Genomic DNA, 22,104 nt, shown 5'->3' on the forward strand with positions numbered 1-22,104 from the left:
GTACTGGAGAAATTGGGCAATGTTCCAAAAATTCTGCCATTGCAGGGCACGAAACAACTTGTGTTTATGTTTTCGGGACAGGGGTCGCAGTATGTAAATATGTGTGGTGATTTATACGAGAAGGAAACTTTTTTTAGAAATGAATTGAATAGCTGTTTCAAGCATATTGAAACCTTCACAGGTTTGGATATGAAGACTATTCTGTTTTCGAAAAATTCGGAGTCGGCTTCTAAAATAAATAGAACGGAGTATGCCCAACCCATATTATTCAGTGTAGAATATGCCTTGGCAAAAATGCTCATGCACTGGGGAGTAGTTCCAGATGTAATGATCGGACATAGTATCGGGGAATATGTAGCTGCATGTATTGCTGAAGTTTTTTCTCTTGAAAATGCCATAAAATTAGTGCTCCAACGAGGGGCCCTAATGCAGAAAGCTCCGGAAGGGGATATGCTTGGAATCTCAATTTCCGAGGAAAGACTGAAAGTATTGCTATCTGCTTATCCAAAAATTTCCATTGCTGCGATCAATAGCACGGAATCTTGTGTTGTTTCAGGGACCGAAAAGGATTTTGAAACCTTTAAAGAAGAATTGGAAAAGGAAGGATATAAATATAGCATACTCAAAACTTCCCATGCCTTTCATTCCCACTTGATGGATGGGATTTTAGATGAATTTGAGAATACGTTTCAAGGCATATCCTTGAATGCTCCAAAAATACCTATAGTATCTAATTTACAAGGTGATATTCAAAATAACGAGGCGTTTACGAGCGTTCAATATTGGTCTCGTCACCTGAGGAATACGGTAAGATTTGCCCAGGGAATTGAAACGATACTAGGCAAAAATAATACGCTTTTTATAGAGATCGGACCAGGAAAAACATTAAGCTCCTTGGTAGCCTCGCACAGTTCCTATCATGCAGCACATGGGGTAGTCAATACGTTAAGACATCCTAAAGAACAACAAGATGATCAAAAGTATCTTCTCAATGCTATTGGAAAACTTTGGAGTCAAGGAATACCCATAAGATGGGAAGAATTCTATGAGAATAGTACTAGAACAAAAGTGTCAATGCCAACCTATGCCTTTGATAAACAAGAATTTCCTGTCAATGTAGACGCATTTCATGCAATCTCAAGTGTTAACTCGGGAAGCGGACTTGCCGCATTGGGAGAAAAAATGAATGCAGAATGGTTAGAAAGCAGAAAAGACCAACAACAAGATGTGGTGTTGCCAATGGAAGGGATTATAGATGGGACAGAAGGCAAACTACTAAAAATATGGCGTCAGTTTTTTGGTAAAAATACTATTGCATTGGAAGATGATTTTTTTGAACTGGGAGGAGATTCTCTAAAAATGTTGACGTTGATCGGGAGAATTAATGAAGCTTTGCACACGTCCATATCCATAAGTGACTTTTTTGAAAGACCCAATGCCAAACAATTGGCGGAATGGATAAAAACGACTGAAAACAAGGCAGTCATAAATTTCGAGGAAGATACTTTTAAGACTCTGGAAAAAGATTGGTATGTTTTGAGTTCTGCACAGAAGAGGTTGTATTTCTTATACCAATTTGATCGAGATTCGATTGCCTACAATATATCCACAACGGTCAAAATAGAAGGAGATTTGGATCGGGATAGACTTTATGCAGCTATTCATTATGTAGTGGATCGGCACGAAGGCTTAAGAACTGGCTTTGATCTTATAGAATCTGAGGCCATTCAGCTGATTCAGAAAAATTCCAAGCTAGAAATAGCATATTATGATGATGTTCCATCAAATGGGGTTAAGGAGGTCTTAAAGAATTTTGTGCAACCTTTTCAGTTGGATAAACCCCCACTTCTACGAGTTGGACTACTCAAAGTGAATTCCCAAGAGCATTATTTAATGCTAGATATGCACCATATTATTACAGATGGAATATCACAACGGCAGATGCTCGAGGAAATCATTCGTATGTATTCTGGGGAACGACTGCCAACATTGGAATTTCAATATAAAGATTATGCGGAATGGCAGCAAAGGAATAAAAAAGTCAGATTTAAAAAGCATGAGCAATTTTGGTTGAATGAGTTTAGAACTATTCCATCCCTATTGAAATTGCCAACAGATTATGCCAGGCCACCTATTAAAAATTATCGCGGTAATACGATTCAATTTTCTATTGGAGAACAACAACGGCAACAATTAAAACAATTGGCAAGATTGGGTGAAGCAACTCTTTTCACGGTGCTACTCTCATTATTTAAAATTTTATTGACAAAACTGTCCAGTGAATCGGATATTGTTGTGGGAACTCCAGTGAGCGGACGTGTTGACAAGCGTTTGGAAAATATTATTGGCGTTTTTGTCAACACCATTTGTATTCGAAGTCAATTGAATGAAGAGTTGCGATATATAGAATGGCTCAAAGACTTGAAAAGAAAAACAATCCAATGCTTGGAACATCAGGAATATCAATATGAAGACTTAATTGACCAATTGAAATTGGAAAGATCCAGTAATCATAATCCTTTGTTTGATGTTTTCTTTTCTTTTCAAAATATAGAAGACATTTCAGTGGCTATTCCAGAATTAAAGGTTTCTGCTTTTCAGACACCCGTAGACATGGCGTTGTTTGATCTGACCCTGAATGCGAGGGAAACAAAAGAAGGGATCACTTTCTCTTTTGAATACGCTACAGAATTGTTTAAAAAAGAATCAATAGACCGATTTATCGGATACTTTAAAAATATTATCAACGCAGTACTCACGGATCACCGTATTCCTGTAGGAGATATAAAACTGATGTCCGCAGCCGAAGAACAGGAGATTTTGTACGATTTTAATGCGACCCAGCTTGATTTTCCCAACAACCAAACGATAGTATCACTTTTTGAAGAAAAATGCAGAACGCATACAAAGGCAACTGCACTGACATTTGGAGAGAAAACATGGTCTTACGAAGAACTCAACGAGCGTAGTAACCAACTTGCCCATACCATGGTTGGCCAAGGTGTTGATAACGAAGAAATTATTGGTATTTCAATAGGCCGATCGGAAGAAATGATTATTGGAATCCTGGCAATTTTAAAAGTAGGTTGCGCGTATGTACCTATAGATCCTGATTATCCGGCACCTAGAATAGCACATATTATAGAGAATACGGGATTAAAATATATTGTTTGTGATAAAGCTACAGAGAAACGATTGCCAAAATCCCCATTAAAAGGAATCGAGCCTGTATATGTAGGTGGAGCTTCGCAAAAGAAAATGCCTACAGAGAATTTAGCGTATGGCATAACCCCTGAAGATTTGGCCTATGTAATCTATACTTCAGGTTCTACAGGAAAACCAAAAGGCGTTATGATTTCACATGCCAATGTGATGAATTTTTATCACGGGATTACCGCTGAAATACCCTTTGACGATCATGAAAGTATACTTTCTCTGACCACAATGTCTTTTGACATTTTTGTTTTAGAGACCATTGTTCCTCTTTTACATGGATTGAAGGTTGTTTTGGCAAGTCCACATGAAAAACTGGATACGGACAAGCTTGCACAAAGCATCAAAATCCATCAAGTAGAAATGTTACAGATTACGCCTTCCCATCTAAAATCATTGCTTACAGGGACTTCCTTGGATACCCTATTCGCAACGCTCAAGGTGGTTATGGTTGGAGGAGAGGCATTTCCAGGTACACTATTAAGTCGTTTAAAAGAGATTTATAAGGGGAAGGTGTTCAATATGTATGGACCTACGGAAACAACGGTTTGGTCTTCGGTTCAAGATTTGACGTTTGCGGAAACGATAGATATAGGAAAACCGATAGCAAATACTACCATAAGAATACTTGGACCGTCAAATCAACTACTCCCTGTAAACTCAGAAGGAGAACTATGTATTGGAGGATTTGGAGTGGCAAAAGGGTATTGGAAGGATGAAGTGTTGACGAATAAAAAATTTATACCAGACCCTTACGCTTCAGATGAGCTCATATACAAAACCGGAGATAGGGCAAAATGGCTCCCAGATGGTAGTATCCATTATGTAGGAAGAATAGATAATCAAGTAAAACTGAGGGGACATCGTATTGAATTGGGAGAAATAGAAAATGCAGTTAAATCCTTAGAAAAAATAAAAGATGCGGCCGTCCTTTTAAGGGAAAAGGAAGAGGAGAAATTTTTAGCCGCATATTATACCACTGATGAAGCGGTAGATGAGAATGGCTTAAAGGAGCAGTTGAGGTTAAAATTACCGGATTATATGATTCCACTGCACTATAAATTTATGGAGGAATTTCCTTTGACACCTAATGGAAAGCTAGATAGAAAAGCATTTCCCGAAATCAACTTTCTCGAAAAAAAGGAATATGTAGCACCTTCAAATGATACTGAAAGGGAAATGACTCGGATATGGGCAGAGGTTTTGAATATAGAAGAGGATAAAATAGGGATTCTTCACAATTTTTTTGATTTGGGAGGACATTCATTACATACCGTCACCCTACACAATAAAATAAATGAAACCTTCCAGGTCAGTATTCCACTTAAAGAACTTTTTGACAAGCAGGACATCACAAGTATTTCTGATTATATCATAACCATTTCCAATATCCATAATGGCTTGGAAGACAAAGAATTATTTGAAACAACACTATGAAAATTGAGGACTACATAACGCAGCTGAGAAAAAAACATAATGTTCTGATAACCAATAAAAATGGGGAGTTAAAAGTAACTTCGAAAGCCCCATTGGAGCAAGAGCTGATCAATGAAATTAAAAGACGGAAACCCGAAATCACAGCTTTTTTCAATGCAGTGGCAGCTTCAAAAGCTATTCCGGTAATCGGCAAAGCCGAAAAAAAATCGGCATATCCGCTTTCTTCAGTACAGAAACGCATGTATTTTCTGCAATCGTACCAAAAAGAATCTTTGGCATATAATATGCCCCATACGCTGGAAATACAGGGAAATTTAGATATTGATAAATTCAAATGGGCTATTAACAAAGTATTTCAAAGACATGAAATTCTACGTACACGGTTTACCTTGATCGAGGGAGAACCTATACAGCAAATAGTGAATGATATAGATTTAGAAATAGCACTTCTCAAAAATACAGAGGATAATTTGCCAGAAATCATCGCACAATGTATAAAGCCTTTTAATTTAGAAGAACCACCATTGATGAGGGTAACTCTAATAGCGATAACCTCCTCTAGATATATCCTTGTCTTTGATGTTCACCATATCGCTATGGATGGTTTTTCTTTCGGTATTTTTATGAGGGATTTTGTGGCGTTTTATAAAGGAGAAGAACTTGAAACTTTGGAAATCCAGTATAAGGATTATGCGGTTTGGGAGCAAAGTAAGGCCTTTAAGAAAAGGAGTGCTTCACAAAAACAATTTTGGAAGAATGAATTTGCTCAAGAACTTAGTGTTATAGATCTTCCAATGGATTATTCAAGGCCCAACGCTAAAAGCGGTCAAGGGGATACGGTAAGTGTAAATCTTTCCATGACCCAAACAAAAGCACTAAAAACTATTGCGATAGAAGAAAAAACAACGATGTTCACAATCTTGTTGACTATCTTCAATGTGGTGTTGGGCAAATTATCGAATAGGGATGATATTGTTGTAGGCACTTCAGTTATTGGTAGACATTATGAGGGAGTTGAAAATACCCTGGGAATGTTTTCCAATATAATTCCCTTGCGGAACTTTCCCAAGCAAAATCTATCGTTCAAAGACTTTCTGAGAGAATGCAAAGAGAGAATGTTGCAGTGTCTGGATCATCAAGAATACAAATACGAAGAGTTGATAGAAGAGTTGAAACTTGAACGGCATTTGAGTAGAAATCCCTTATTTGATATCATATTTGACTATCAAAATTTAGAAGAAGAAGCTTTTGAAATTCCTGGATTGAGCATGTTCACGTATCATTACGATCAAAAGATTGCAAAATTTGATCTTTCATTGACCGCAAAGGAGTTACATGGGAGCATCCAGTTTCATTTTGAATATGCCACAGATCTCTTCAAAAAAAATACCGTTGAAAAATTTGCGGCATGTATGAAACATGCTATTGCAGTGGTATTGAAAAAACCGGAAATAAAATTAAGAGACCTTAAAATACTGACAGATAAGGAGGAGGAACAAATAATTTCAGCTTTAAAAGGTAAGGGGAATCCTTTGGAAACATCTTCAATACTGGATTACTTTGAGAAGCAAACGAAGGAAAGCCCTGATCGGACAGCTATTTATTACGGAAGTGAAGAAATGACTTTTGAGAAGTTGAATAGAACTTCCGATGCACTGGCCCATAAATTAAAAGAAGAGTACAATATTGAAGTAGGAGACTATGTGGGAGTTCAGCTAGATCGGAGCGAATACATGATCATTACCATACTGGGCATACTAAAAGTGGGGGCCACATTTGTTCCTGTAGACCCGGATTATCCACATCATAGGAAGGCATATATCGCTGAAAATGCCGAATTGAAGCTGTTGGTTACCGCATCCAATTATCTATTTGAAACCGATTATTTTGACGGGGACATTATGGCAATTGATATTGAATTTGATTCTGAAGAATATAAAGAGGTGTTCCCGGGAACGGTTACGGAAAATAATCAATCTGCCTATGTGATCTATACTTCGGGTAGTACAGGAAAACCAAAGGGAGTTGAAATATCACATAAAGCACTTTTGAATTACGTTAGCTGGGGGGAAGACTTTTATGGTTTCGACCAAAACAGTGTTTTTGGATTACATACCTCCTTATCTTTTGATTTGACCTTAACATCTATCTTTTCTCCATTATTCTCTGGAGGCGGAATTTTTGTTTTTGAGCAATATGAGAGCAGTACACTTCTAGAAAATGTGCTGAATGAAGACAAAGTGAATGTGGTTAAGTTGACCCCATCCCATTTAAAAATGGTCGTGGAAAACAAAAATATAGAAAGCGAAGTAAAGAGAAAATTCATTGTTGGTGGAGAGCAATTGGAAACGGCTTTGGCAGCAAAAGTAATGGATAAGTTCAAAGAAACTTGTGTGATCTATAATGAATATGGGCCTACGGAGACTACAGTAGGTTGTGTTGCCCATAAGTTTGACAAAAAGCAGAATTTCCCCTCTGTAGCCATAGGAAAGCCAATTTACAATACGAGATTATACATTTTGGATGAAAGTCAGAATGTTTGCCCGAGAAATGTACAGGGAGAACTGTACATTGGAGGATTTGGATTGGCCAAGCATTATGTGAATAATGCCGAATTGACCCGGGAAAGATTTATTGAAGATCCTTATGTCAAAGGCCAATTTATATATAGAACAGGGGATAAGGTCCTTTTACTTCCCGATGATACGCTTCGCTATATAGGACGTGTAGACGACCAAGTCAAAATTAATGGCTATAGAATAGAACTTGGAGAAATAGAGGCAGCTTTGATGCAGCACGATCAGATTACTGAAACCGCAGTAATTACCCAAGAAATTCAGGATAAAAAACATCTTGTTGCTTATGTTACATCAAATACAGTTTTGGAAACGGAAGGCCTGAGAAGTTTTCTTGGCAAATTTCTGCCAGAGTATATGGTTCCCAAATTTTATATGGTATTGGAGGAAATGCCTTTGACATTTAATGGAAAAGTTAATAAGCCTGCTCTACCTCCTTATAATTTGGAGTTAACGTCTACCTATATCGCACCCACTACCAAAGAAGAAAAAATCCTTGTTGAGGTATGGTCAAGCGTGTTGGGTATCGATAAAATAGGAATTGTTGACGATTTCTTTTCTTTAGGGGGAGACTCGATCCGTTCGCTTCAAATAAGTTCTAGGTTACAGGATGAGGGTTATCATGTACTGATCAAGGATATCTTTGAATATAGGACCATTAGAGAATTAGCGCCTAAATTAATTTGCAGAAATACACAGAGCGATCAAGAAATTATCGTGGACGAAAATACAACCAGCCCTATTCAACAATGGTTTTTTGAAGGACCTATTGAAAACAAAGATTATTTCAACCATGGTATTGTTTTAAGATTTAAAAAACGAATTGATGAGCACACCGTTAGGAATATTTTTAAAAAAATACTAGAACACCATGACGCTTTGCGGATGGTCTTTAGAAAAGAAAAAGGGCAATGGGTTCAGGAAAACAGGGAATATTTAGGAGATATATTCTTAAAAACCTATTCTTTTGAAGAAAATTATGAATCTATAGAAAAGGAAATTATTTCCTTGAGTAATCAGATTCAATCGTCAATGGATATAGGTAATGGCCCGCTGATGCGATTAGGGTTGTTTAATTCCAATGATGCGTCCCATCTCCTTATTGTTATACATCATTTGGTAGTGGATGGTGTTTCATGGAGGATACTCCTTGAAGATATGGACCGGCTATACCAACAAGAGATGAAGAGGGAAGCATTAAAATTGCCTTCCAAGACAGCGCCATTTATAACATGGCCCACGCATTTACATAACTATCTCAAAAGTAAAAGCTATCAGGAAGCAAAGGTATTTTGGGAAAATCAGAAGTTGGATACCTTGCCTCGAATCCCAAAGGACTATCAGGACCAAACACTTCCATTATTGGAAGATGTATCACAGCAACTCTTTGTGCTTAGTCCTGAGTATACCACAAAGCTTTTAAAGGAAAGCAATTTAGCATTTAACACGCAAATTAATGATCTGTTATTAACGGCATTGCTAATGAGCGTCTCAAAAACATTTGGTATGGAAACCATAGCGATCGATATGGAAGGACATGGCAGAGAAGAGATTAATGAGACTGTAAATGTGCATCGCACCATAGGCTGGTTTACCAGTATATTTCCTGTGGTTTTAAGAAAAACAGCTGAGGATATTCCTGCTGTAGTGAAAAGTGTGAAAGAAACATTGAGGCAGGTTCCCAATAAAGGGATCGACTATCTAATTGCCTCTTATATGGATTCCCAAGCACACACCTTACAAGGGAACGACCCACAAATCTGTTTCAATTATTTGGGACAGTTCGAAGAGGTGATCGATCATGATACCTTTACAATGGAGAATCACTTGTCTGGAAATGCTGTGGATACTGCAGGTTGTCGGTCCCATGAAATTGATGTTTTAAGTATGGTCAATAATGGGAGATTGGAACTTCAATTGGTATACAGTAAGAAGCATCATAAGGATACTACATTTTCTAGATGGGCCAAAAATTATAAGAAATGCCTTGAAGATGTCATTGATGTTTGTTGCGCTGCAGATCAGGTAACATTGTCTCCGTCAGATATGACCTATAAAAATATTCCAATAACCGCATTGGAAGCATTACAGGAAGAATATGATATAGAGGATATATATCCTTTATCCCCTATGCAGGAAGGGTTGTTTTTTCATTACCTCATGGAACCGAGATCGCAGGCGTATTTTGAACAAATTACCCTACATGTCCAAGGGGATTTAAAACTCGATAAGGTCGAAAATGCAATGAACGCCCTTACAAAACGATATTCCGTTCTCCGTACTTTGTTCAAACAAGTAGATGAGGTAGATCGCCCATTGCAAATAGTACTATCAGAGCGAAAAGTAGAGTTTGCTTTCAAAGATATTCGGAATGAATCTGAAGGAAAGCGTAAAGAGACGGTAATACAGCAGTATCAGCAAAACGATAAAACAAGAAAATTTGATCTCGAGACCGATGCGCTCATAAGATTACTGGTTTTGCGAACTTCCATAAATGAATATACATTTATTTGGAGTCATCATCATATTATTATGGATGGTTGGTGCGTGAGCATATTGATCAGTGAATTTGAAAAGTATTACCTTTCTTATATTGACAAACAGGAGGTGGAATTGCCCAGTATTAAACCGTATTCCAAATATATTCAATGGATAGAAAATACTGAAAAAGAAGTGGCATTTCAGTATTGGAAAGAATACCTATCCGAGTTTAACACAGCAACAGGAATCCCCAAGATCACCACAAAGAAAGTACCTTATGTTCATAAGGATTTTTCAAAATATTTGGGGAAAGCAAAAACGCGGGACTTACAAGCGTTTTGCATTGAAAATTCTACTACCACAAGTTCCGTATTGCAGATGGCTTGGGGAATTTTATTGCAGAAATACAACAATACCAATGATGTTGTCTTTGGGACCGTAGTATCGGGAAGGCCTCCCAGTATTACCGGAGTAGATACTATGGTCGGGCTTTTTATAAATACGGTTCCCGTACGCATTAAAAGCAACAAAGAAACTATTATGGAAGCACTCTCTAATAGTCAAAAAGAAGCATTGGTTGCCACGGATTATCACTATACGCCCTTGTCTGACATTCAATCATTAAGTGAATTGAAAGGAGCATTGCTTGATCATATTATGGTATTTGAGAATTTTCCTATTGCAGAACAAATAGATAAGGGAGAAAAAACCAAAGAAGGGGGATTGTCATTTCTTGGAGCTGAGTTTTTTGAACAAACAGGCTATGATCTAACCCTGATCATTGTACCTCATAATGATGATATCACCATAAAAGCTTCGTACAATACGGAACGTTACGACACTAAAATAATAGAGAAAGTCGTAGATCAGCTCATAAGAGTGGTCGATGAAATACTGCTATCCCCGAACAAGAAGATACATGAAATCAGCGTATTGGAAAAAGAGGAATTCAATCGGTTAAAAAAAGGATATACGGTTGCCAGCGAAGATTATGGGACTGGAACACTATTGGATTTATTCGAAAAACAGGTACAGGATAACCCAGAACAGGTAGCGCTCCTATTTGAAGGCGCTAGAATGACCTATGGTGAATTGAACATAAGAGCCAATCAATTAGCTCATCGCCTTAAAAATGAGGGGGTAGGGCCAGATAGTATGGTGCCGATATGCGTTGAACGTTCTTTAGAAATGGTCATTGGACTTTTAGGAATTTTAAAAGCAGGTGGCGCATACGTCCCTATAGATTTGGATTATCCTACAGCTAGAATTGACTATATCCTCAACGATGTAGAAGCTAATTTTATCTTAATGACAACATCTTCAAAAAAGACGTTGGGAGCACTTTCAACAATAAAAACCATCTTGTTGGATGATGTCACAACCTATGAAGAGTATCAGAAACATAATCCAACTAGAGAAGATCTCTATAGGAACTTGGCCTATGTAATTTATACTTCGGGTACCACAGGGACGCCCAAAGGGGTAATGAATGAGCATCGTAGTATTTATAACCGATTACTCTGGATGCGGAAGTATTTAGGAACAGATCGGAAGCTCACCACACTCCAAAAAACCACGTTTTGTTTTGATGTCTCCGTTTGGGAATTTTTCCTTCCTTTAATATCCGGTTCAAAATTGGTTATCGCCAAACCAGAAGGCCATAAAGACCCTGAATATTTGTGGAAGTTAATTGAGGAATACAAAATAAATCTTATTCATTTTGTTCCCTCTATGCTGCAATTGTTCTTGGAAAAAACCAAGAAAAACGAGAATACTTTTGAGTTGGCGCATGTCATCTGCAGCGGTGAAGCCTTGCCACTGAATTTGGTGAATGTATTTAAGTCCAACATGGATAAGGTATGTTTACATAATTTCTATGGACCAACCGAAGCTGCAATAGATGTTACTGCAATAGACCTCTCTAAAATTGATGTGAACAAGATGGTGCCTATAGGTTATCCTGTGCCCAATACACCGCTATATGTAGTGGATAAATGGAATAATTTGCAGCTAGAAGGGGTTCCTGGAGAGTTGTGGATCGGTGGTATCCAAGTTTCACGCGGATATTTGAATCGTCTTGAATTGACAGAAGAGAAATTTGTGGATAATATTTTTGATGATCAAGACAACAATAAACTCTATAAAACGGGAGATATGGTCCAATGGACTTCCGACAAAGGGCTTATGTATTTGGGTAGAATGGATGATCAAGTGAAAATAAGGGGATATCGAATAGAACTTGGGGAAATCGCTCACCGTTTAAGGACTTGTCCTGGTATTGAACAGGGAGAGGTTATTGTTAAAATGCGAAATGATGAGCCATACCTAGTAGGATATTACAAAGCAGATAAGATTATAGCATCTGAGGAGCTCATTGCATTTTTGAAACAATCCCTTCCGTTGTACATGATTCCAATGAATTATGTTAAACTCGAGACTTTTCCTTTAACTTCAAATGGAAAATTAGATAAGAATCAAATGCCCGATCCAGAGGGCAATGCAAAAGATTTTATTGCTCCTGAAAATGAAATTGAAAGTAAATTAGCGGAAATATGGGGAGCTGTTCTAAAAATAGACGCGAAGAAAATAGGAATCCATGATGATTTCTTTGCCTTGGGAGGTCATTCTATAAAGGCAGTGGATATGCTGCACAAAATAAGTCGCATTTTTTCGGTAAAAATAAGTTTAAAGGATGTTTTTGAACATCCCACAATTCATGCCCTTGGGGCGTATATTTTAAAAACAGAAAGCCCGTTGCTGGAAGAAATTCCCAGAGTACCCGAAGCAGTGCAATTTGTAGTTTCCTCTGCCCAAGAAAGGATGTTTTTTGAGAACTTTGCCAATCCGCATAGTTTGGCTTATAATATTTTTGGAGCTTATAAAATAGAAGGAAATCTTGATTTGGATCGGCTTGCACTGACCTTAGATCTTTTGGTACAAAGGCATGAAAGTTTGCGAACGAGCTTTCATTTCAATGATTTAGGAGTTGTTCAAAAAATCCACCCTTTCAGCCATTCCAATTTTAGGTACTTTGAGGATGCGCTAGCAGAAAACATCGATGGAGTTCTTAAGAATTTTATCAAGCCTTTTGATTTGGCCGAGGCTTCCCTTATACGGTTTGGATTGACCCGCATTACAGGAACTTGGTTGTTTTTGGTAGATGTTCATCATATTGTTTGTGACGGAATCTCTTTAAATATTCTTATGAATGATTTTAATCGTATCTATCAAGGGAAAGATATAGAGCAGCTTTCTTTACGCTATGTAGATTTTGCATCTTGGCAAAGAGATAAAAAAGAACATTTAAGTGAAGCCAAAGAGTATTGGAAGGCAGAGTTGGCAGAGGAAATTCTACCCATGGAACTTCCAAGGTTACAAGAAAAGAATGGATTGGATTTTTCAAAAGCAAACATAGAACTCTTAAAGATACATGACGAGCGTTTCCTGCAATTCAAGAACTATATTCGGGAATTTCAAGTTTCAGAGTTTATGTTCTTCACAGCGATATACGCTTTGATGATTTCCAAGATAACTGGAAAATCGGACATTATTATCGGAACGGATGTCATGGGTAGGACACATCCTAACTTACAGCATATTGTGGGTACATTTATCAATGTTCTGCCCTTGAGATTGCGTATAGGACCAAAACAAAGTTTTACGGATTTTCTTCTTCAGGTAAAACAAAAAGTATTAAAAGGGTTTGAGCATCAGAATTTCCAAATCGATGATATGCTGGCCCTTGCCAACAACAGTGAAAATTCAACTTCATTTATCGATGTTCATTTTGCTTTTTCCAATTTTTTTAGCGAAGAAAATGCTATGGAAGGATTAATTTTTGAACCGGTACATGGAAATGACAATACGACTACGCAATACGAATTTAAGATTGAAGCTGTGGAAATTGAGAATACGATAGTACTACAATTTATTTATAGTGAAGTATTGTATGACAGTGATACCATTAAGGTTTTTGTGCAATACTTTGATGAAATACTTACTTCGGTATTAAAAAATAATAAGATCGGAATCAATGGGCTAGAAGTAGCTACCAGTCTTTAAAAACCACGCTTCCAAAAGGGACTGCCAAAAAATAAGAACTTACGACAGAAATTATGAAACAAAAAAGAATCTTTTTGGAAATCCTGTACGCCTTTTTGAAAAATAAATGGTGTAGAAAACTCTTTAATCCAGATTATGGAAAAATAAAAACATTGGAAAAGGGAAAAGTATGCATAGTTCCGGGAGCAGGGAATAGGCTGGGGGATATGATAATGAAAAACCATGCAATTCAGAAAATCCAGAAGCATTACGACTTATGCTATGCGATGCCAAAATGGTTTTATGAAAAGCATCAAACACTATTGGAGTCCCATTCTTTTGTTAGTGAATACCATATTTTGCCAAAAGGTATTTGGAATAGGATCAAATTTATTTTCAAGTTAAAAAGAAGTGGAATACAAGCAACGATTATTCTGGATGATCCTGCCATTAAAGAGGTTTATTTTTATTTAGCCGGAGTGCCTATTTTTTGTGGTTTGAATGAATTTAAATCTATGGGGTGGTCGTATTTTACCACACATAGCTATAATATTCAAAAATATGGAATTCATTATACCGCTATGGCTCCCTGTGTGCTCGAATCTTTGGGTGTGCAGGGAAAGAATGAAGATTTTATGCCCTTTTTTCCATTCAAAAAAGAATACATTGGAGAACTGATTCTTCAAGATGGTGTTAATCTCGGTATTCATATAGGGGGAGCGTCGTATTGGCAGCGAAAATGGCCTTTTGAAAAATATTTGGAGCTATGCCAACTTTTTTTGAAAAACTATGAAGGAAATATTTTTTTGTTGGGTGGAGAAAATGAATTTGATGAAAACGAAAAGCTAAGAATCCAATTGTATGACCGGCAATCGGACGTTTCTAGAGTCTATAACCATTGTGGCATAGATTTGAACGGTTTTGCGAATATATTATCGGAATGTCATCTCTTTTTAGGCAATGATTCTGGTCCAATGCACATGGCAACAGCTGTAAACACTAGGGTAATTTCTATTTTCGGACCTTCTCGAGAAGATTTGGTTGGCCCCCAAGGGTATGATCCTAATAATATAGTTATCCGCAAAAAAATGGATTGTGCTCCCTGTAATACCTTCAATTGCAAACTACCCAAAAACCAACAATATAGTTGTCTTACCGAAATAGAGATCGAAGAAGTATGGCAGGCCGTTCAAAACGTCATCGAAATGGAGTTTTCAGATAAAGTGATGTACTGAAATCCAAAGCGACCGATTTAGTAGGGCACAATATAATTCTAAGAAACCTATTCCCACAGAGAATTGAATAAGGAAATAAACGAAATCAGATAATATAAAATTATAGTGATGTACTTAAAACCTAACGTAGTAATTGAACCTTTGGTCAGTGATTGGTATGCTTGGCCCCATCTTATATCGCCTACAACAGAAGCCATGAATATTACCGGAAGACATAATAAGATTATGAACTCGTTCATTAAGTCGCCCAAGATTCATGAGGCTGCGATCAAAAATCCCAAAATGCTGGGAGGACCTTTCATTGACTATAAAGTAGATCGCTTAGATGACATAAAAGCATTGTTACAGCACACATTACAGAATAGGGCCAAAGCTATAGCGCTATCTGATCAGATCAATGCTTTGGATAATTTATTAAAAGAAAGCGGGAAAGGGTATTCTCTGGAAAAATTGTACCAAGAGATTCCAGAACTCCTCAAAGGTTATGTGGAATTGGTATATGATTTAAATGACAATCCTTCATTTAGATTTTACGAGTCCCTTATTTATGAAGAATTTTATGATGATTCCAATCAAAGTATTGCGCTATGGATTACCGAAAATGATGAACGCCCTTTTTGTCTGAGCACGCCTAGATTGGAGGATGATAAAGTTTTAAAACTTCAGATACCTTTTAGTAGTAACGCAATAGATGAATTGAGTAAAATGAAAAGAAGCGCTAACTCCATTGAGGATATTTCAAGACAATTGAATGTGGCGGAAAAGGATATGGAATTGTTTCAGGCTTTTTTTACGGAAACAGCTCCCCCGGAATATCAGAAGTATCGGGGCAGCAAGGCAAGAATGCGCTATTTTGGGCATGCTTGTATTCTAATTGAAACCAATGAAGTGAGTATTTTAATAGATCCAGTCATCAGTTATTATGGATATGAATCTAGCGTTGAGCACTTCTCTGATTGTCATCTTCCCGATGTAATCGACTATGTTTTGATTACGCATAATCATCAAGATCATATTCTTTTTGAAACCCTACTCCCCTTACGTCATAAAATTAAAAATATAATTGTCCCTCCTAGTACCAGTGGAGCACTTCAAGATCCAAACCTTAAAATTATGTTCAATAAGATAGGCTTTGAAAAGGTCGTTGAAATAGGAGAGATGGAAACGATAAAGTTTAAAAACCTAACTATTACAGGTGTGCCTTTTATGGGAGAACACAGTGATTTGAACATTCAATCCAAATCGTGTTTTCATATTGCCATAGGGACCTTCACTTTTCTTTTCGTCGCAGATTCTAGGGTATTGGATGCTTTTGTATATAGAAATGTCCATAAGGTTCTGGGTAATGTAGACGTGCTATTTCTTGGAATGGAATGCGACGGGGCTCCACTCACTTGGCTATATGGTCCTTTACTAAACCAAAAGATTTCTCGGGAAAACGATAATTCTAGAAGGCTATCCGGCTGTGATTATGAAAAAGGAAAATCCTTGGTGGATATCTTTAATCCAAAAGAAGTCTATGTATACGCAATGGGACAGGAGCCATGGCTCGAATTTATAAGTAGTATTAAATATACGCCAGAGTCTCATCCCATTGTACAATCCGATAAACTTATTGAATACTGTGCTCAGGAAAATATCATTGGGGAAAGGCTTTTTGGAGAAAAAGAGATTTTATACCCCTATGAATTCAGTTCAACCTTAGTCTAAAGTTACGAATGGGATTTTCATTTGGAAGACTTCCTTTTTGAGGAGCTCCAGGGAAAATTTCAAGAGATAAAGAAAGCAACACGAAATGTGGTGTAGACAATAGGTTTTCAACATAAAAACAAATCGATAATCCTTTAAATTGAAAATATGTGTGGTATCTGTGGCTTTATGAGTTTTGGAAAACGATCCTCGTTGGATAACAATTATGGAATCATTAAAGCGATGAACGGCAAACTGCTTCACCGAGGACCTGATGCTCAGGATGTGTTATGCTTTGAAAATATAGCGTTAGGCTTTACGAGACTCAGTATTATTGGACTGGGTAATGGAATGCAACCACTGTATAATGAAGATCGTTCCCTAGTGCTCATATGCAATGGTGAAGTTTTCAATTATATAGAATTGAGGGAAGCTCTCCGAAAAAAAGGACATACTTTTAGAACAGACTCTGATGTTGAAGTAATTCTGCACTTATATGAAGAGTATGGTGTGGATTTTTTAAATATGCTCAATGGACAGTTTGCATTTGCCCTGTTCGATAAAAAAAAGCAACGGTTTTTTTGTGCTAGAGATCAAATGGGAATCATACCTTTCTTCTACACTTTGGTGGAAGGAACATTTATTTTTGGTTCTGAAATCAAGGCAATCTTGGAACATCCATTGGCACCAAAAGAAATAGATTTAATAGGACTGGACCAAGTATTTACCTTTGCAGGCCTTATAAGTCCAAGAACCATGTTCAAAGGCATTCATAGTCTTGAGAATGGGCATTTTATTACGGTAGATGCTCAAGGAAAGATAGCGAAAAAGGAATATTGGGATTTAATTTACCCCCAAGGCGAAGTTCGTTTAAATGGAAAGGCGGAAGAAGTCTATATTGAGGAACTGGAAGAACTTTTTGAAGCTTCCATTAATTTACGTTTGCGGGCCGAGGTGCCTTCGGGATTATATTTGAGTGGAGGATTGGACTCCTCTATGATTGCAATGAAAGTCAATAAGTTGGTTCCAGATATTCAAAAAAAAGCATTCTCTATTGATTTTATTGATTCTCTCCATTCAGAGTCCAATTACCAAAAACTTATTGCAGAAGAAAGCAACTCACGTCTAAATCAAAAATTATTCTCTTTTGATGATATAGGAACCCGATTGCAAAAATCAGTATATCACAGCGAGTGTCCCATAAAAGAAACATACAATACGGCTTCTTTATCACTTTCCGAAAATGTACGTAAGAATGACATTAAAGTGATTCTATCCGGAGAGGGTGCCGATGAGTTCTTTGCTGGTTATGTAGGGTATCGATTTGATAAGATGCGTCAATTAGATTTGATACAGAATGCTGCCGACCAGGAAGAAAGAAGCATACGAAATAAGCTATGGGGAGATGAAAATTTTTACTATGAACGAAACTTCAATGATTATAATAAAGTAAAACAAGGCTTATATTCAAGAGAGATCAATACGATATTTGATGAAATCAATTGTTTAAATCACCCCTTGATCAACAAAGAACGGATCAAGGATAGGAGTATACTGAATAAACGCGCCTATATTGATTATAAAATACGTCTTGTAGATCATTTGGTGTCTGATCATGGAGACAGAATGGCCATGGCCAATTCCGTAGAAGTGAGATATCCTTTTCTGGATAAAAATTTAGTAGAATACTCTACTAACATTCCTTCAGAGCTTAAATTGAAGGATTTTACGGAAAAGTACATTCTAAAACAACTGGGAAGCAAGTTTGTTCCCAAATCAGTGACCGATAGGGAGAAATTTCACTTTATCGCTCCGGGAAGTCCTTATTTATTGCAGAAGAACGTGGAGTGCGTGAATGATATTTTATCTTATGATAGAGTTAAAAAAGAAGGGTACTTTAATCCGGATACGATAGAAAAATTGAAAAAGGAATATAGCAAGGAAGGCTTCACAATTAATGCCCCCTTTGAAAATGATCTTCTTATTACTGTAATCACATTTGGTATGTTGACGGACGAATTTTTCTAAAAGAACAAAGTACCAATAGCATACTTCACTTAAGGCAAATTTATTATTTGATGGCAACCTGAGAAATTTGGGCGGTACTGCCATTGGATTTAACGAGAATACTACCAATTAAAAATGAAACTTATGATTTTTCAAAATGAACTTATTAAAGCCCTTGAATCAGGGAAAGATGATATCGCATTAACGCATGATAATATTCAAATTCCATATTCACAAGTTTTAAGGGAATCTAATAAAATAGTGCATTTTGTCCAGTGTTTGGCATTGCCAAAAGAAACAAGGATAGGAATATTTTTGCCCCATAAGATCCATTTTATTTATAGTGTGTTGGGTATCGTAAACGCTAGGTGCGTATTCATTCCTTTGGATCCGGATTTACCTAAGGAACGACTAAAGAAAATATGTAAAAATTCATCCTTAGAACATGTGATTACTTCTAAAAATTTGGCTGATCGGTTTTTGGAGAACAATGAGAATATTGAAATACATTTCATTGAAGAGATACTGAACAGTATGTGCAATGAAGAGTTGCAATATCCAGACTATAATGCCAATGATAGTTTATATGTGTATTTTACTTCTGGATCAACAGGACAACCAAAGGGAATCGTTGGCCGAAATGCAAGTCTGCTCCAGTTTTTAAAATGGGAGATACGTACCTTTAAATTAGGAAAAGGAATAAGGGTCAGTCAATTGATCAGTCCGTATTTCGATGCGTTTTTAAGAGACCTATTTGTACCTATTTTAGCAGGAGGAACACTATGTATCCCCAAGGAAACAGAAGATTTTTTTAGCCCGGAAAGCTTAATTCCGTGGTTAGAAGACTCAGGCGTCAATCTAATTCATTGTGTGCCTAGCGTATTCCGGATTTTTAATCAACCCTATTTGACTCCCAACCACTTTGGAAGCCTCAAGCATGTTCTTTTGTCCGGGGAAAAAATTATACCAAGCGAGCTTAAAGGATGGTTTTCCATCTTTGAAAATCAAATTCAATTGGTAAATCTCTATGGGACAACAGAAACCACGATGATACGATCATATTATGAAATAAGACCTGAAGATGTTCATAAAAATAGGATTCCTATCGGTAAGCCCATAGATGATACAGCATTGAAAATATACGATTCAAAAGAAAAAGAATTGGGAATGCTGATGCCAGGAGAACTATATATCATTTCTGAGTATATGACCAAAGGGTATCTTAACAACGAAGCATTGAACAAAGAGAAGTTTGTGTTGTTGCAATCAGGGACAGATAAGGGCAAAAGAGCTTTTAAGACGGGAGATACCGCAAGGATGCTCGCAGGCGGAATCGTTGAACTCTTGGGAAGAAAGGACAAGCAATTGAAAATCAACGGTATCCGAGTAGAATTGGAAGAAATTGAAAAGTGCATTCTAATGTTGGAAGCTGTAAAAAGTGTACTTGTTCTAAATAAGGAAGAGAAGGGCAACCCTGATATTCCGGGAAAAATGATCATCTGTGCATTCGTTACACTCCACGATAAGAACAGCCAACAATCCAAAATTGAAAAAGAGATAGAAGAGCACCTTAAAAACCTGCTTCCTAAGTATATGATACCAGCTATTGTAAAGCTGATGGATGAATTCCCACTACTGGCCAATGGAAAACTGAATACAAAAGAACTCTTAAACTCTCTGGAATCTACAAGCCATTACGTGGCGCCCAAAAACCCCGTAGAAGAAAAAGTAGTTTCGATATGGAAAGATATTTTAGGAGATAAGCAAGTTTCAACGCAGGATAGTTTTCAAAGCCTTGGCGGAAATTCCTTGGATATAATGCGACTGATCGGAAGAATTTATAAAGAATACGGTATTCGCGTGTCCTTAAATGAACTATTCAATAATTTGACCGTTGAAAAGCTATCCAAGCTGTTAAAGACTGCCAATAAAAATGACCTATATCGTATTTCCAAAGCCGAAGAAAAGGAATACTACCCATTGTCTTCTGCTCAGGAGCGAATGTATTATAACTATGTGCTGAACAAAAACAGTATCGCCTATAATTTACCTATGGCCTGGAAAGTACAAGGGGATTTTTCTATTCAAAAACTACAGAGGGCGGTAAATTTACTTATTGAAAGGCATGAAAGCTTGAGGACAAGATTTGAGTTTAAAGAAGCGGCCTACATACAATGTATCGCTAAGGAAACTGCATTTGAGGTGGAGCATTTCCATGATATTGAAGATACTGAAATAGAAGAAGTAATTACAAAGTTTATTAGACCTTTTGATCTGGAGAAGGCCCCCCTTATGCGCTGTGGTATAATTCAGACTGTCTCCGAGCAACATATTTTAATTATAGATACTCATCATATCATTTGCGATGGCATTTCCCAAACAAATCTCTATAATGATTTTCTAAGACTGTATAAGGAGGAAAATTTATCACCGTTAGAGATACACTATAAGGATTATGCGGAATGGGAATATAGTTTCAGAAAAACAGCTGATTACATTGCGCATAGGGAATTCTGGCTAAAAGCATTTGAAGGAGGGGTCCCCGAATTGGACCTGCCAATATCGGGCATGGAGAAAGATACAATATCGGATGCGGGAAATACCTTGTTTTTTGAAATAGATAAAACTACTTTAAAACCTCTGACAACATTCCTGGAACAAGAAGAGCTTACCACTTTTTCGGGCCATTTTTCAATTTTTTACCTGTACTTGGCACAAATTACAGGTCAAAATGATTTAGTCATTGGAATTAATACTTCCGGCAGAATACAAGAGGAAGTAGAAAATACCATTGGAATGTTTGCCAAAACACTCCCCATTAGATATGAAATGGATATAAATGATACTTTTAAAGCATTTGTAAAAAAAGTACAAAAATACCTCATTGAAGCTAACGAGAAACAAATTTATGATTTAGCGGATATTGTAAAGGAATTAAATGAGAATAGGGAAACGCCTTTGACAGAACTACATAAAGTAATGTTCGTTTTTCAAAATTTTGCCAAGGCAAAAGAACGTATAGATAATGCCAAATTCTCGAGTTTTGAGTTTGAAAATAAAACGTCTAAATATCCTTTGACACTATTTGCTGATGAGATTGACGGGGCGATGTACTTTAGGATGGAGTATGCTAAAGCCTATTTCACACAAAAGGATGCGGAACATCTTGTTTCCGGGTACAAAGCCTTGATGAAAGTGGTATGCGAGAATCCAGATAAACACCTAAATTTCTTCTTTAGCAATACGGACAAATCTGTCCAAAGAGATCAAGAGACCATATCATTCAATTTTTAAAAGATCTCATTTTATCATTGAACATATGCTTCATATGTAGTTGATATGAAGTCAATGGCTTTTTCAAGTAAAAAGAATGTATTGACTTCATGTTGTAATATGCTGTTAACACTATTAAAAATCTAGGAAAG

At 37.0% G+C, this 22,104-nt stretch carries 6 protein-coding genes (1 of these 6 only partly in view); all 6 read left to right on the plus strand.

All coding sequences use genetic code 11. The annotated features are described in order from the left end of the window. A protein-coding gene (locus ACEXOE_RS23490; protein WP_394751322.1) for an amino acid adenylation domain-containing protein crosses the window boundary here: on the plus strand, positions 1–4,650 show its 3' portion. 1,518 nt of this gene lie to the left of the window's left edge; the window shows 4,650 of its 6,168 coding nt (coding positions 1,519–6,168); its start codon lies off the left edge, out of view; the stop codon is at positions 4,648–4,650. Then, complete coding sequence (locus ACEXOE_RS23495; protein ID WP_394751323.1) at positions 4,647–13,769, plus strand: amino acid adenylation domain-containing protein; 9,123 nt, start codon at positions 4,647–4,649, stop codon at positions 13,767–13,769. The genes ACEXOE_RS23490 and ACEXOE_RS23495 overlap by 4 nt, the downstream gene beginning before the upstream one ends. A 53-nt stretch (positions 13,770–13,822) precedes the next feature. Beyond that, positions 13,823–14,983, plus strand: a complete 1,161-nt coding sequence (locus tag ACEXOE_RS23500) for a glycosyltransferase family 9 protein (RefSeq protein ID WP_394751324.1) — start codon at positions 13,823–13,825, stop codon at positions 14,981–14,983. Between the two features lie 108 nt (positions 14,984–15,091). Next, a complete protein-coding gene (locus ACEXOE_RS23505; RefSeq protein ID WP_394751325.1) occupies positions 15,092–16,693 on the plus strand; it encodes an MBL fold metallo-hydrolase in 1,602 nt (533 codons plus the stop codon). A 147-nt stretch (positions 16,694–16,840) separates the two neighbouring features. Then, entirely contained in the window at positions 16,841–18,700 is a 1,860-nt protein-coding gene (asnB, locus tag ACEXOE_RS23510; protein ID WP_394751326.1) for an asparagine synthase (glutamine-hydrolyzing), read from the plus strand. A 123-nt stretch (positions 18,701–18,823) separates the two neighbouring features. After that, positions 18,824–21,973 (plus strand): amino acid adenylation domain-containing protein, encoded by a 3,150-nt coding sequence (locus ACEXOE_RS23515; protein WP_394751327.1) that lies wholly within the window; start codon positions 18,824–18,826, stop codon positions 21,971–21,973. Positions 21,974–22,104 lie beyond the last annotated feature (131 nt).

Origin of the sequence: Spongiimicrobium salis (assembly GCF_043678055.1) — a bacterium.
Classification (GTDB): domain Bacteria; phylum Bacteroidota; class Bacteroidia; order Flavobacteriales; family Flavobacteriaceae; genus Spongiimicrobium; species Spongiimicrobium salis.

Bases quoted from the DNA above. Each gene is read 5' to 3' on its own strand.
- ACEXOE_RS23495 (WP_394751323.1), top strand. From the start codon at position 4,647: ATGAAAATTGAGGACTACATAACGCAGCTGAGAAAAAAACATAATGTT.
- ACEXOE_RS23500 (WP_394751324.1), top strand. From the start codon at position 13,823: ATGAAACAAAAAAGAATCTTTTTGGAAATCCTGTACGCCTTTTTGAAA.
- ACEXOE_RS23505 (WP_394751325.1), top strand. From the start codon at position 15,092: ATGTACTTAAAACCTAACGTAGTAATTGAACCTTTGGTCAGTGATTGG.
- asnB (WP_394751326.1), top strand. From the start codon at position 16,841: ATGTGTGGTATCTGTGGCTTTATGAGTTTTGGAAAACGATCCTCGTTG.
- ACEXOE_RS23515 (WP_394751327.1), top strand. From the start codon at position 18,824: ATGATTTTTCAAAATGAACTTATTAAAGCCCTTGAATCAGGGAAAGAT.